This is a genomic window from Asaia sp. As-1742, from assembly GCF_011753235.1.
Classification (GTDB): Bacteria; Pseudomonadota; Alphaproteobacteria; order Acetobacterales; family Acetobacteraceae; genus Asaia; species Asaia bogorensis_B.
Window position 1 is genome coordinate 32,280 of sequence record NZ_VWWA01000010.1, and the last position, 13,949, is coordinate 46,228.

A 13,949-nucleotide genomic window follows, 5' to 3' on the forward strand; every position below is an offset into this window, starting at 1 on the left:
GTGGGAGGGTTCGCTCGTTCGCATCTTGTGATTACGTTTGACTGTCACAACAGTACGCGATCCCTCGAACGAAGCGGCTTTGGCGAGGTCTTTCTGTCGGAAAGATCTATCGATGCCATCCACGTCATGAGCAAGGATAATGACTGGTATCAGTATCCGGAAATGGATCAGGCGCTGGATGCCATTGCAGCCCATACCCGACCGTATAGCCGCGTCGTGTCTTACGGGGCGAGCATGGGGGCCTATGCTGCCATCCGTTTTGCGTCACGTGTCAAGGCGCAGGCTGCAATAGCCATTTCACCCCAATACTCGATTGATCCGGCTGTTTGCCCCTTCGAAGACAGGTGGGGAGAATCGAAATCAATCAGTTTCAGATACGATGCTGGCGCGAAAATCGACCAGATATCCAATGCTGTCGTTTTCTACGACCCTTACGATGTCAACGACAACCGGCAGGTGTCTCGCATAAAGGAGGATATTCACATAACGGAAGTAAGACTCCCTCATGCAGGTCACTCGGCCGGGATCTATCTCTCCGAATTATCGCTCCTCACCGAGAGTGTCCTTTCCATCATCTATGACACATTCTCGGCCAGAGAGACGACTGTGTCTGCACGGATGAGAAGGCGTGAAACCAGTAAATATCATGCTACTCTGGCAAAGCGGGCATCGCGCAAAGGACATCTGAATTGGGCTCTCTCTCTTGCCAAGACTGCGAGCGAAAAGAACCCCTCCCATGCACGTTACATCAGTACCGCGGCCCGAATTATAGCCAAGACCGGCGATATTGGAGATGCAGCCTTCTGGCAGAGGCAGGCCGTAGCACTGGAGCCTGATCAGCTCGAACATTCGATAGACCTGACAGCACTGTTACTGAGAACCGATGCCTATCTCGAGGCACTGGATATCTGTAACCGTATCATCGAAAGGGACCCTGGCAGGGGGATGGCCTACTATCTTCGCGCCAAGGCGCTCATGATCAAAGGAGATTACAAAGATGCCCTCTTGTCCGCGCACGCCGCCAAAAATCTGGAGCCGGATCATCTCTGGTTCAGAGAGTGCGTAACAGAGTGCGAACTTGCATTTTCGAATTCTGCCCTGTCGTATTACAGGCCAACACCGCGCTATATACCCCAGTTCAGCAATGATCAGTTTCTCTAAACATGCTCTCATTGCTCAGGCCCACGCTGACTCAACCAAGCGAATGACCATGAAAGCCACAATGCTGGATGGCAGGTACACAGCATCTGGAGGCACCATGGCCGGATGCCATATTGGCAAAGCTCACGACCCGGCGTCGAACTGGCCTTGCGTACCAGACGAGCCTTGCTCCGCCCCTTCCTGGGTTTCATGGACAAGGGGTATCCGCCGAAGTGTCGACACGAGACTGACAAAGCCAAGATGTGGTTCCTTGGTTTTGTCATATTGGGTGGGGATGCGTCGCCAGTTCCTGAATTTATTGAAAAGGCGCTCGACGAGATTGCGCCAGCAGTATCTGGTTCCATCATGAGGGATAGGGGTGCGGTGGTTGTTTTTGGCCGGGATGACCGCCTCGATTTCGGCCGTGGCAAGCTCCTCACGAATGACGTCGGCATCGTAACCCTTGCCTGCCCGTAACGCCTCGATCTTGTTAGCGATCATGCGGAATAGCGGGCCGAAGCAATGGATATCGTGGGACGGTCCCGGCGTCAGGACAAAACCGAGCAGCCGCCCCCTGGCGTCGCATCGGGCGTGCAGTCTGGTGGTGAAACCACCACCCGATCGGCCAAGCGCCTCGGTTTACCGAGACCCTTTTTTATACCGACGGCACAATGATGTGCTCGGACCAGTGTGCTGTTGATCATCTCAGCGGTGGCATCTCGCTCCACCATTTCAGCCAGCGTTTCGCGCATCGCGTCGAACACGCCCGTCATCACCCATCGCCGGTAACGTCGGAACACGGTGTTCCATTTACCATAGTCATCAGGCCGGTGCCGCCATTGCGACCCTGTTCGGGCAATCCACATTATACCCTTGAGATACAGCCGGTTACCTCGTGCAGGGCGGCAGCCACGACCCGTCTCAGGCGTAAGCAGCGTCCCGATGATTGTCCATACCTCGTCCGAAAGCCCAATTCGCTCGCCCAACGACGCCTCCAAAAGGCAGCGTTGAATCAATCACGGACGTTACTGGCAACCTTTGTCGACGAAACCTAGCAAAATCCATGCTGGAGATCTCTCTGGGGCTTCTGAGTATATAAAGAGCCGAGATCCTCACGATGATTGATATATCATCAACGCAAGAAAACTTTGGAGAAATAATCATGATTAAATTGCGTATGATAATGTCAATGCTAGCTTATGCACTGATTTTTCCAGGAAATTTGCACGCGGAAGAAAATAAATGCTATTTCCCGGATATTCCCTCTTTTTCGGAAGGGAAAAAGCTCCCGGATGGAAGCCCAGCCGAGCTTTGCTTTGCCGACTACAGGATCGTCAATCCTAAGGGAGCTGCGCTACTGCTGAGCTGTGCTCAAAACATGTATAAAAATGCCAACCTGTCACAGTTCAACGATGCATCGCGGAAAAGACTGGATCGCACGATGAAGACTACTTGGCAGCATCATGACACTGCCGCAACAGCGCGGAAAGACGGATTTATTGCACTTGGAGGAAGTTCGGATATTGGACGCGCCAATGATTTTGGGACAATGATTCTCGATCAAGATAAAAAATTAGTAGCAGTGGGCCTGTTGCTAAACAAGGTAGATTTAATAGATGAAAGCGTTCCATTGAATTATATAAATTCTAATTTTGTCTTTATTTATAATCCACGCCCCTTCGCTGACGGTCAGGATATAACTATACCTGAGATGCAATCTATACTCGATATAATAAATCCTGGTGTGAATGGTACTTTTATTTTCTCGAATGAGTATTTTGTAGGGCCTGACTTGTAGGGAAATATAAATCGATAAAATTTTTATTCTTTGATTTATTTATTTTGTTTTATTGGCAGTATTGTAATTTTGGGGGATCATCTTGTAAAAAACCTGCTTGAGTGGGCTTGGCGATCAGCTAAAAGCGTTTTTCCAGAATGTGGATTTCGAAGCGTTTCGAGCCGATCTGGATAAGGCTCCGGCATATTCAGGCGGAAGCAAAGGCGGCCGCCTGCCGTGTGATCCGATGCTGATGTTCAAAATCTTTTTGATCCAGATGCCGAATAATTTGTCCGATGAACGAACCGAGTACCTGATCAATGACCGCCTTTCCCTCATGCGCTTCCTCGGTCCGGGCCTGTCAGTCGCGCACCTAATGCCATGATGATATGGCTGTTTCGTGAGTAACTGACACGGCTGGCGCGATCGACGATTTGTTCAATCGCTTTGACGCTACCCTGAGGAGGGTCGGCTTTCTGTCGATGTCAGGCCAGATCCTGGATGCAACACTGGTGGCGGCTCCAAAGCAACATAATGCCCAAAATCCTCCCACAACATCTCTCAGGAAATCCCGCCATGCGCCTGCTCATACGTTCCCTAATCCTGGGGAGCCTTGCCCTCCTGCCAGGGAATCCGCAGGCGCAGGCAACGCCGCGCGTACAAGGATTTGCCGTCAGCCCATTCGGGATACCTCCCGTCACGGATCCCGTCATTGATCCCATCGATAAAGACGGGATCGTCGCTTCCATACGGGCAGGAAACCAGCCTGCCCTTTTGGCCATACGCGATCGTATGGCACAGAAAGCGCCCCTATCGTCTGTTGACCAGTATCTGATCACCCTGGCGGATGCCGGTCTGGCCCGAATCAATGGAGACTACACAGCCTCCAATGCCGCTTTGGACCGAGGCTTGCGGCTCGTCGGACATCACGCGGATACGACTCAGGAACTCAATGCTCTTCTGCTGTTGGGTGAATCACTTCGCTACGGCAATCTGTTTCTCAGCAGCGATCTTTCTGGCTGGATCGAGCGTACGACCTGGCTGGAGCACGTCTATTTCGCGCCCATACGCGCCTTCTACGAACTGCCAAACCTCAAATTCCCCAATTTGACCCTGCTGACACCGCTCGTCCCCGCCTCGTCTGTTACCAATCCCTCGGTGATCGCCTCGGATGAAGAGCAGATGCCCCTGCTGGTCACGAGCAATGACAACGACGGACGGCACGTGATCGACGTGCAGGTACAGGCCACTTTATTCGGCCAGAATGACTGGGCCCTTCTGGATACAGGCAGTCTGGCGGGCGTAATCCCGCGCAGCTATGTAACGCGCTATCATCTGCCGGTTATCGTCAGATCGACACGAGGTTCGGACGGGTTTCGCAGGAACATGTCGATCAACTATGTCATCGTGCCAGAAGTCAGGCTGGGCAAGACCGTGCTCAAAAACCAGCTTTTCACGGTCGCTCCCATCCCCTTCCCGGTACTCGGCCTCCTCCAGCTGGGTCAATTGAGGCATCTCACCATCGACTCGACCATGCTGCGTTTTGGGCCCCACGCACCGTTCGATTGTCATGAACCACTCCGCATGGCCTCGGTCATGGCAGGCGTCGAATCTCGTCTGATCTTCCCGTATGAACGCGATGGACAGAAAGAAACTGCCGGTCTCGACACGGGCGATAACGCAACGTCAATCCTGTCGATACGTACCCCAACCCTGCCTGCCCATCTCGCGGGAAGAGCACAAACGAGGTTGCTGACGACTGTCGCCGGGAAGGTCACCTATCGAACGACAACGGCCCCTGCCACAGTCGCGTTTCCGGACTTTACCGTCCAGGATCGCATTAAATATATCCAGTCATCCATGCCAGATACACTGATCCCTTCTGGCATCCTCAAGCACGCCCGTCTCAGCCTGGACATGACAGAGCATGTCGCCTGTCTGACACCTTATAAAACAGGCCACAAACCCTCGGTGCAGCGCGCAAACTGAGGGATATGATTCTCCTTCGACACCGTTAAGGGTGTCGAGCTCCCGCTATTTGGTTCTACCCATAGAAACAAAGCCACCTCCCCCTGTGGCTGCAGAAGCCTCAGGGCTTTCCCGTCGAATGGAACGAAAGTCTCACCACCCTGAAACCGAGCGTTAACAGCCATCACCCCGTGGGCGAAATCCCCCCGGCTTCGAGAAACGCAAAGCCTGCCTCTACCGCGGATCTGTTTGCCGATGAGACCTATGACCGCCTCCAATCGATGGACAAGGAGGCTTGGCCGGACTTCATCGTCGATGATCGTTCGCTGCCTGGACAGTGCGAAAAACGTCGTTCTTCTGCCCCCTCAATGGGTGGTTGAACGCACCTTCGGCTGAATGACCCACTGGCGTCGCCTGGACGTTTCAATGAACATGATCCTCATCGCCCGGCGCACCAGACGAGCCTTGCTCCAGCCCTTCCTAGACCGTCACCCACCCACTCGACCGCATTTCATCCAAGCGCGACGCGGTCCGCTCAAAAGCCTTTGCATTTTCACCGGTCTGGTACAGCGCCTCAGGCTCTGCCGCTGCACTGGCGAATAATGCCGTGTGGTTTTCGTACATGACATCAACCAGCGTGATGAAACGCCGCGCCTTGTCGAACTGATCCGGCACAAGAACGGGGATCCCCTCGATGAAAAGCGTGCGAAATCTGCCCACAATAGCCAGATAATCGGCTGGCCCAAGCGCCTCGCCGCACAAGGCCTCGAAGGTAAACCACGCCACGTCACCACTGCATGCCGGGACGCTTATCTGACGCGATCCAATGGCCACAGAACCGGGTTCGGCACGGGTATCGGTCAGAGTTTCAAAGCGCTGTCGCAGATGCGCACGGTTTTCTTCCGAATCCGGAACAAGCCATGTCTGTGCATCGATCTCGCGTCCCCGGCGGTAGTCACGGGCGGAGTCCAGCGTCATTACCGTCATGCAGCCTGCAAAGGCCTCTAGATAGGGCCGCATGGTCGCACGGTTCTGAACCTGATGCTTCATCAGGTCAGCGGGGATTGTGTTGGATGTCGCGACAACTACAGTCCCCAATGCCATAACCCGATCGAGCAGACGCAGGACAAGCACAGCGTCGGACATATCGTTGATCTGGAATTCGTCGAAGCAGAGCAGCTCATATTGTTCATGAATCCGGTCCGCCAGCTCGTGCACCGGGTCCTCACGGCGCTCGGCCCGGCTCTGCCCCTTGTGCAGGGCGCGAAGCACCTCCTGCATGAACACATGAAAATGGATGCGCCGCTTTTTGGTGAGACTGACCTCGCGGCAGAACAGATCCATGAGCATGGTCTTTCCCCGTCCCACCTGCCCGACAAGATAAAGCCCGCGGATCGGCTCGGGCTTGCGTCTGGCAAGACGGGAGAACAGCCCCGGTTTTGCTCCTTCGCGCGCCAGGAGCGCCTGCGCGAGCCGGTCCAGAGCAAGTGCGGCTTCCCGTTGCGCGTCATCGGCCTCGATCTGTCCCTGATCGACAAGACGTTTATATGTGCCAAATACCGCGCTGGTCGTCGAGGAAAGCGGGGCGAAACTCACGTCAGACATCGAACTCTCTCTTGTCGCGCATTACGGGTTTGTGCCCCCCTCCTAACACGCCCTCGAACAGAACGCGCCCCTTGTGAAATGTCACGCATTGGTGAGGCGCAATATCGGAAAAAACGGGCCAAATCCGTAACATACAAGACAAAATCAGTGCCAATTCTCACATCAATATGCACATGACGAACCATCTGAATGAGACTATGTGGGTAATGTATCGCCCAGCCCGAACACAGAATTCAGAGGTATCGCCATGGCTTCCGACGGACGTGAAGCGTTCTATCACGGCACCGACACAGAGGGGCGGCCCATCAGACGGCCCATGTCGCCGCATCTGGATATCTATCGTTTCCGCCTCTCCATGGCGCTCTCGATCGGCAATCGCATATCGGGTGTCGCCTCGTCCCTCGGTGCAGGTCTGGCTGTGGCATGGCTTGCTGCCCTGGCACAGGGCCCACGCGCCTTCGCACGTGCCCAGCGCGTGGCAACGCATCCGCTGGGGCGTCTGGTGTTTCTCGGCTGGGGCGTCGCCACACTATACCATTTCGTCGCCAGCATCCGCCATCTGATCTGGGATAGCGGCGCACGCTTCGAGAAGAAGGAAATCGACGAGGACGGGCGGCGTTCGGTCTTTGCCACGGCCGGGCTCTCGGTTGCGCTTGTCACGGCCTTTGTCGCCCTCTCCCGGCTGCGCAACAAGGGAACAAAAGCATGAACCGTTCTTCCGACATGCGCACGCCTCTGGCGCGTGCAAAGGGGCTTGGCGGCATGGCCGACGGGGCCGAGCACTGGACGGCTGAGCGTATCTCAGCCGTACTGCTCGGCCCGCTTTCCATATGGGGTGTCGCCCAGATCCTGCGTCTGGCCGGACGTGACCGCGCTGCCATTCTGGCCTGGGCAGGTCGCGTGCAGAACGCTGCCCCGCTTGGATTGCTGATTGCGCTGACAGGCCGGCACGCTCAGCTCGGACTGGAAGTCGTGGCTTCCGATTATTCGCGAGGCTGGCGACGCTTCGGCCTGCGTCTGGTCATTCGACTGAGCACGCTTCTTTTCGTGGCGCTCGGTTGCGCCTCGCTCGCCCGTATCCTCATGACCCGCACGACGGAGGCAAAATAATGAGCGCGGAATCCGTCAGGAAATACCGTATTGTCGATCACGCCTATGACGTGGTGGTCGTGGGTGCGGGCGGTTCGGGCCTGCGTGCCACGCTGGGCATGGGGGCCGGTGGCCTGCGCACAGCCTGCGTCACCAAGGTTTTCCCCACACGCAGCCATACCGTGGCCGCCCAGGGTGGGATTGGTGCCTCGCTTGGCAATATGTCCGAGGATAACTGGCGCTGGCATATGTACGACACCGTCAAGGGGTCGGACTGGCTGGGCGATCAGGACGCCATCGAGTTCATGTGCCGCGAGGCCGAAAGCGCCGTGATGGAGCTGGAACATTTCGGCGTTCCCTTCTCACGCACGGAAGACGGCAAGATCTATCAGCGTCCGTTTGGCGGCCATATGAGCGAATATGGCAAGGCCCCTGTGGCCCGCGCCTGTGCCGCTGCCGACCGCACCGGCCACGCCATCCTGCACACGCTCTATCAGCAATGCCTCAAGCATCGAGTCGATTTCTACGTCGAATATTACGTGCTCGACCTGATTATGGATGACGATGGGGCATGTCGCGGCATCGTGGCCTGGTGCCTCGATGACGGCTCTATTCATCGCTTCAGCGCCAAGATGGTCGTACTCGCAACCGGCGGTTACGGGCGCGCCTTCCAGAGCTGCACCTCGGCCCATTCCTGCACGGGCGACGGTGGCGGTCTGGCCATGCGCGCCGGTGTGCCGACACAGGACATGGAATTCGTGCAGTTTCATCCTACCGGCATTTTCCCGGCGGGCTGTCTGCTCACGGAAGGCTGTCGCGGTGAAGGCGGTTATCTGACCAATTCCGAGGGCGAGCGCTTCATGGAGCGCTACGCGCCCACCGCCAAGGATCTGGCCTCGCGCGATGTCGTGTCACGCGCCATGACCATCGAGATCAATGAAGGCCGTGGCTGTGGTCCCAAAAAGGACCATATCATGCTGCATCTGGAGCATCTCGGCCCGGAATTGCTGCACCAGCGTCTGCCCGGCATCTCTGAAACCGCGCGCATTTTCGCCGGGGTGGACGTGACCAAGGAGCCCGCTCCGGTGCTGCCCACGGTCCATTACAATATGGGCGGTGTACCGACCAATCTGCACGGCGAGGTCCTGCGCCCCACCAAGGACAATCTCGAAGCTGTCGTGCCCGGACTGATGGCGGTCGGTGAAGCCGCCTGCGTTTCCGTGCATGGTGCCAACCGTCTGGGGACGAACTCCCTGCTTGATCTGATCGTGTTCGGTCGTGCGGCTGGCAAGCGAGCTGCCGAGATCATCGATCCCAGCGTGCCGGTACCACCGCTGCCCAAGGAGGCGGGCGAGGCCATTCTGGCCAAGTTCGACCAGATCCGCGAGGCTTCAGGCAAGTTTACCGTGGCGGAACTGCGTGAGCGCCTTCAGCGCATCATGCAGAGTCATGCAGCCGTGTTCCGCAACACGAAATCCCTCGCTGACGGATGCGAGAAAATCCGGGAACTCTGGAAAGACGCGCAGCATATGGGGCTGGCCGATCGCTCGCTGATCTGGAACAGCGATCTGATGGAAGCCCTGGAATTCGCGAATTTGCTGGCCAACGCGACGGTTACGATCGAAAGTGCCCATGCACGCCACGAAACGCGTGGCGCCCATGCCCATGACGATTATCCCGAACGCGATGACGAGCACTGGATGAAACATACCGTCTCCTATCTCGATAAGGATGGTGCGGTGAGCCTGCTCTACCGGCCGGTGCGGATGCAGACCCTGACCAATGATGTCGAGGTCTTCCCGCCCAAGAAACGTGTTTACTGAGGAGCCTCACCATGGTTGAACTCCGCCTGCCCAAAAACAGCACGACCCGCCCCGGCAAATTCTATCCGGCGCCTGCCGAAGCCAAGCGCAAGGCCACGTTTCAGGTCTATCGCTGGTCGCCCGATGACGAGTCCAATCCGAGCCTCGACAGCTATGAACTCGATCTCGACAAGGTCGGACCGATGGTTCTCGACGCGCTGCTGTATATCAAGGACCATATCGACGCGACGCTGACCTTCCGCCGCTCCTGCCGCGAGGGTATCTGCGGGTCCTGCGCCATGAACATCGATGGCGAGAACACGCTGGCCTGTCTCAAGCCCATCAGTTCGATCAAGGGCACGGTCAGGATCAATCCGCTGCCGCACATGCCCGTGGTCAAGGATCTGGTGCCCAACCTGAACGGCGCGTACGCACAGCTTGAATCCATCCAGCCTTGGCTAAAAAGCGACACCCCGCCGCCGCCCGATACCGAACGCCTGCAAAGCGTGGAAGAGCGCGAAAAGCTGGATGGCATGTGGGAGTGCATCCTGTGCTTCTGCTGCAGCACGTCCTGCCCGTCCTATTGGTGGAATGGCGACCGTTATCTCGGGCCAGCCACGCTGCTGGCCGCCAATCGCTGGATTATGGACAGCCGCGACGACCATACGGGCGAGCGACTGGAAGCGCTGGATGATTCCATGAAGCTCTATGGCTGCCGCACCATCATGAACTGTACCCAGACCTGCCCCAAGGGTCTGAACCCGGCCAAGGCCATCGCCAATATCAAGAAACTGCAGGTCGAGCGGGAATAGAGTCTCCGCATCAGCCATCAGGATAAGGAAAAAGGCCGGGAAAATCTCCCGGCCTTTTCTGTTGAGGGGCTCATTACACCATTGGGTGTGCGCTTCGTTCCACATAGGGCCGCGACACGATAGCGGCCAGCAACCCGCAAAGCGCTGCCCCCGAGAGCCACAGCGCCGGCATGGCGCGGTCACCCGTATGCTCGATCAGCCAGGTACAGACAGCCGGGCTGAACCCGCCAATGCAGGTGGCGAGACTATAAGCCAGCGAAAATCCCGTTGTGCGGATGCGCGGCGGAACGATCTCGGTCAGCCAGACGATGGCCGCCCCGTTATAGGCGCTGTAGAGCACCGCCAGCATCAGCTCGACGCCAAGCAACCTGCCGAAACTTGGGGCGGCCACGAGCCATTTCATCATCGGCCATACCATACACAGCACGAGCGCTGTGGCGCCAATCAGCAGCTTCTTGCGCCCGATCCTGTCGGAAACCAGTCCGAAAACCGGGACCAGAACCAGATTGGCAAGCCCCGCGCAAAGCGTGACCAGCAGCGCATCCTGTCGCCCCAGATGCAGCACGCGTGTACCGAAAGCGGGGCAATAGGCGGTGATTACATAAAACGAGACCGTGCTCATCACACCGGTCAGGATACCAATCAGCCCCACATACCAGTTACGAACCAAAGACACCGCAATCTCCCAAATGCCGGGATGCGTGGCCTGAGAGGAGAAAGCCTCGGTCTCCTGCAGATTGCGCCGCAGGAATATGAGCACAGGCACAATCATGCAGCCCAGTGCGAGCGGAATTCGCCACCCCCACGCCGACATGACCGGACCGCCCAGCAGGGATGTCAGGCCAAATCCGATTGCCGCGGCCAGCACGACGGCCAGCTGGATGGAGGCAGACTGGAAAGCCACGATGAAACCACGATTTTTCTCCGTGGCGATTTCGGACAGATAGACAGAACTCGATCCCACCTCGACCCCGGCGGAAAACCCCTGGATCAGCCGCCCGAGCAACACCAGAAGCGGCGCGAGAAAACCGATCCTCTTGTAACTGGGCGTCAGGGCCAGGGTCATGGTGCCAATGGCCATGAGGGTGAGCGTGAGGATAAGCCCCTTGCGCCGCCCGATACGATCAACATAGGCGCCAAGCACAAGCGCACCGAGTGGGCGCATCAGAAACCCGGCACCGAACGTGGCAAAAGACGACATCAACTCCGCCTGGGCGTTGCCCGAGGGGAAAAACGCCTTGCCGATATCGGCAGCGTAATAGCCGAACACCATGAAGTCATACATTTCGAGCATGTTGCCGCTCGCGACCTGGCCTACGGCCTTGGCAAGACGACGGCGTGAGGGCGGCTCGTTTGTCATGATGCGGGTTCGCCTCTGTCGTGATAGATGTCAGATCTGCCAGGCCGGGGGTTCCGGCCCGCAGGATGAAATCCATCCTAACGACAAACAGGCATCATGCGAAATGATGCAGGCAAAGTGCAGGTATACTGTCAGTACAGGGCAGTTATCACCACACGCACCCGGCTCTCAGCCGGGCTTGTTCGCCTCATATTCCTTCATGAGATCAGCCAAGCCATGCTGACGCTTCGTTTTGAGCCTCGCTGCGACCAGAATCGACTGTGCTTCCCGCACGGCGCGATCAAGTTCAGCATTGACGATCACATGATCGAATTCGCTCCAGTGCGAAATTTCGGCCAGAGCCGCGCCCATGCGCTTGTCGATTTCGGATTCCGCATCCGAAGCCCGCGAGCGCAGGCGGCGATCGAGCTCCTTCATCGAGGGGGGGAGCACGAAAAGGCTTACCACGTCGTCCGGCAGCGCCGCGCGCAGGAGCCTGTGCCCCTGCCAGTCAATATCGAACACCATGTCCCGCCCACTGGCGAGCGCGGCCTCGACGGGCGCACGGGGTGTGCCGTAGCCGCGACCGAACACCTCGGCCCACTCCAGCAACTCCCCTTTCGCGGCCATGTCGCGAAACTGGTCCATGCTGCGAAAATGGTAATGTATGCCCTCTTTCTCGCCGGGACGCGGGGCACGCGTGGTGACCGATACGGAATGGGCAAGGCTGGAATCACCCGCGCGCAGCGCATTGGCAATGGTCGATTTCCCTGCGCCGGAGGGTGCCGAAATCACGAGGCAGACGCCACGTCTTGCTATGGTCGTCATGTTACACCTCCACTCCCAGGTCATCACTCGTGCTGAGCCATAGCCGTTCGGGCAGGATTTGAAAACATGGGAGCATAGGTCCCCCCGCTCCGTGGACAGAGCGCGGCGATTCGTCTGGCGTTCAGGGCCGCCCCTCCCCGTCATCCACTATGAGCGTCATCGTTACAAAACAGCTGTTTTTACGCCACAAAGCGCCTACACAGTTCGACACAATCAAAATGCACTCCGGTCACCACGCATCCCGGTCCTCGTCAGGAGAGATCATGCAGGCTGTCGATATGGAAAACCGCTTTGGCTGGGGTGCTTGCCCCGATGCCCCAACGCCTGATTCAGGGCGTCAATGGCTGATGGCGCAGCTTGAAGGCCCGCAAAGCCGGTCCTGGGGTGCCCTTGGCTCGAGCGCCGATGGTCTGGTGGCACTGCGTACGCAGCGACAGGAAAAACTGCGTGGCAACCCATTGGTCAAACCCATTCTGCAAGCGGAGATAACCGCCCAGCTCGACGCCGTGCTCGATGGCGTGCAGCCCTTTCGCGAGAGGCTGGTGTGGTTCTGGTTCAATCACTTCACGGTCAGCCAGAGGCAGGATCGTACGAAAGCGGTCGTCGGGGCCTATATGCGCGAGGCCATACGCCCGCATGTGACCGGACGCTTCGTCGATATGCTGACTGCCGTCATGCGCCATCCGGCCATGCTGATGTATCTCGACAATGTCGCCTCGATCGGGCCGGACAGTCCCGCCGGCCTGAAGCAGCATCGCGGCCTGAACGAAAATCTGGCGCGGGAATGTCTGGAGTTGCACACGCTCTCGCCTGCCTCTGGCTACACACAGAACGACGTCACGAATTTTGCGGCAATCCTGACCGGCTGGGGCGTGGACATGAAAGCCGAGGCACCGGGATTCCGCTTCAATCCCCGCGCCCACCAACCGGGTAGCAAGATGCTGCTTGGCCAGGTTTTCCCCGAGGGCGAGGCGGGCGGCGTTGCGGCCCTGCAATTTCTGGGTACGCATCCCGCAACGCACAAGCATATCGCCACGCAACTCGCCCGGCATTTCCTGACCGACACCCCGACACCTGCCCAGATCGCCCCCATCATGACCGCCTTGCAGCGTAGTGGCGGCAATCTGCAGGATGCGACCCGGGCCCTTGTCGATCTGGCAGGAGCAACACCGCACGGCAGCAAGCTGCGTACACCCATGGAATATGCAGCCGCCGCCCTGCGTGCCACGGGAACGATACCGGCGCTAATCGGCGCGGATACGAGCAACCCGTACGACCTTCACGCCCCTGCCATGATACTGGCGGCCGCCTGTGGCGCGATGGGTCAGCCGGTCTGGGATGCCCCCATGCCCAACGGGTGGAGCGACCTTGCGCCGGACTGGTCGGCCCCTGCCGATATGATGGCCCGAGCCGACTGGGCCTATCGCTTTGCTGGCAGGCTGACCGAACAGAACCCCGAGACCGTGGCTCAGGTCGCATTAGGCCCCCTGCTACGCCCCGCCACAAATCTGGCCATGCAACATGCCGGGTCACGGCGCGACGCTTTCACCCTGCTTTTCTCTTCACCCGAGTTCCAGAGGCGCTGACCC

At 58.0% G+C, this 13,949-nt stretch carries 13 protein-coding genes and 1 pseudogene; 9 read left to right on the forward strand and 5 right to left on the reverse strand.

The genetic code is table 11. The features are described 5' to 3' along the window. The first annotated feature begins 162 nt into the window (after window positions 1-162). On the forward strand, window positions 163-1,161 hold the full coding sequence (locus F3J08_RS13260) for a hypothetical protein (protein WP_162922177.1): 999 nt from the start codon (window positions 163-165) through the stop codon (window positions 1,159-1,161). 123 nt (window positions 1,162-1,284) lie between these two features. On the opposite strand, the gene F3J08_RS13265 is transcribed toward F3J08_RS13260, so the two are convergent. Together F3J08_RS13265 and F3J08_RS13270 are read right to left on the reverse strand one after the other, a co-directional pair. Then, the gene (locus F3J08_RS13265; RefSeq protein WP_166930635.1) at window positions 1,285-1,737 is read right to left on the reverse strand and encodes a transposase; all 453 of its coding nucleotides are present in this window, start codon (window positions 1,735-1,737) and stop codon (window positions 1,285-1,287) included. Beyond that, window positions 1,689-2,126: a transposase gene (locus tag F3J08_RS13270; RefSeq protein ID WP_166930581.1), complete on the reverse strand. Its 438-nt coding sequence runs from the start codon at window positions 2,124-2,126 to the stop codon at window positions 1,689-1,691. Before F3J08_RS13270 ends, F3J08_RS13265 begins: the two co-directional genes overlap by 49 nt. 131 nt (window positions 2,127-2,257) lie before the next feature. On the opposite strand from F3J08_RS13270, the gene F3J08_RS13275 reads away from it, so the two are divergent. From F3J08_RS13275 to F3J08_RS13285, 3 genes and pseudogenes are all read left to right on the forward strand, one after another. Further along, window positions 2,258-2,938, forward strand: a complete 681-nt coding sequence (locus tag F3J08_RS13275) for a hypothetical protein (protein ID WP_166930583.1) — start codon at window positions 2,258-2,260, stop codon at window positions 2,936-2,938. Window positions 2,939-3,035: 97 nt separating this feature from the next. Next, window positions 3,036-3,492: pseudogene (locus F3J08_RS13280) on the forward strand (transposase); the annotation flags it as partial. Between the two features lies 1 nt (window position 3,493). Further along, window positions 3,494-4,906: a retropepsin-like aspartic protease gene (locus tag F3J08_RS13285; RefSeq protein ID WP_240149348.1), complete on the forward strand. Its 1,413-nt coding sequence runs from the start codon at window positions 3,494-3,496 to the stop codon at window positions 4,904-4,906. Window positions 4,907-5,365: 459 nt separating this feature from the next. Here F3J08_RS13285 and zapE read toward each other — a convergent pair whose 3' ends face one another. Further along, window positions 5,366-6,490, reverse strand: a complete 1,125-nt coding sequence (zapE, locus tag F3J08_RS13290; RefSeq protein ID WP_166930587.1) for a cell division protein ZapE — start codon at window positions 6,488-6,490, stop codon at window positions 5,366-5,368. A gap of 247 nt (window positions 6,491-6,737) precedes the next feature. Between zapE and sdhC the strand changes: the two genes are divergently transcribed. Genes sdhC through F3J08_RS13310 form a run of 4 tightly spaced genes read left to right on the forward strand, consistent with a single transcriptional unit; the run spans window position 6,738 to window position 10,193 of the window. Continuing rightward, on the forward strand, window positions 6,738-7,199 hold the full coding sequence (sdhC, locus tag F3J08_RS13295) for a succinate dehydrogenase, cytochrome b556 subunit (protein WP_240149349.1): 462 nt from the start codon (window positions 6,738-6,740) through the stop codon (window positions 7,197-7,199). Next, complete coding sequence (gene sdhD, locus F3J08_RS13300; protein ID WP_023979651.1) at window positions 7,196-7,600, forward strand: succinate dehydrogenase, hydrophobic membrane anchor protein; 405 nt, start codon at window positions 7,196-7,198, stop codon at window positions 7,598-7,600. The genes sdhC and sdhD overlap by 4 nt, the downstream gene beginning before the upstream one ends. Next, window positions 7,600-9,402, forward strand: a complete 1,803-nt coding sequence (gene sdhA / locus F3J08_RS13305) for a succinate dehydrogenase flavoprotein subunit (protein ID WP_166930589.1) — start codon at window positions 7,600-7,602, stop codon at window positions 9,400-9,402. Before sdhD ends, sdhA begins: the two co-directional genes overlap by 1 nt. 11 nt (window positions 9,403-9,413) lie before the next feature. After that, entirely contained in the window at window positions 9,414-10,193 is a 780-nt protein-coding gene (locus F3J08_RS13310; RefSeq protein ID WP_166930591.1) for a succinate dehydrogenase iron-sulfur subunit, read from the forward strand. Window positions 10,194-10,266: 73 nt separating this feature from the next. On the opposite strand, the gene tcuC is transcribed toward F3J08_RS13310, so the two are convergent. After that, window positions 10,267-11,553 (reverse strand): tricarballylate/proton symporter TcuC, encoded by a 1,287-nt coding sequence (gene tcuC, locus F3J08_RS13315; RefSeq protein ID WP_166930593.1) that lies wholly within the window; start codon window positions 11,551-11,553, stop codon window positions 10,267-10,269. Between the two features lie 168 nt (window positions 11,554-11,721). Further along, complete coding sequence (gmk, locus tag F3J08_RS13320; protein ID WP_023979648.1) at window positions 11,722-12,360, reverse strand: guanylate kinase; 639 nt, start codon at window positions 12,358-12,360, stop codon at window positions 11,722-11,724. A 263-nt stretch (window positions 12,361-12,623) separates the two neighbouring features. Here gmk and F3J08_RS13325 point away from each other — a divergent pair, with 263 nt between their 5' ends. Continuing rightward, window positions 12,624-13,946, forward strand: coding sequence for a DUF1800 family protein (locus F3J08_RS13325; protein WP_166930595.1), 1,323 nt, complete (start codon window positions 12,624-12,626; stop codon window positions 13,944-13,946). Window positions 13,947-13,949 lie beyond the last annotated feature (3 nt).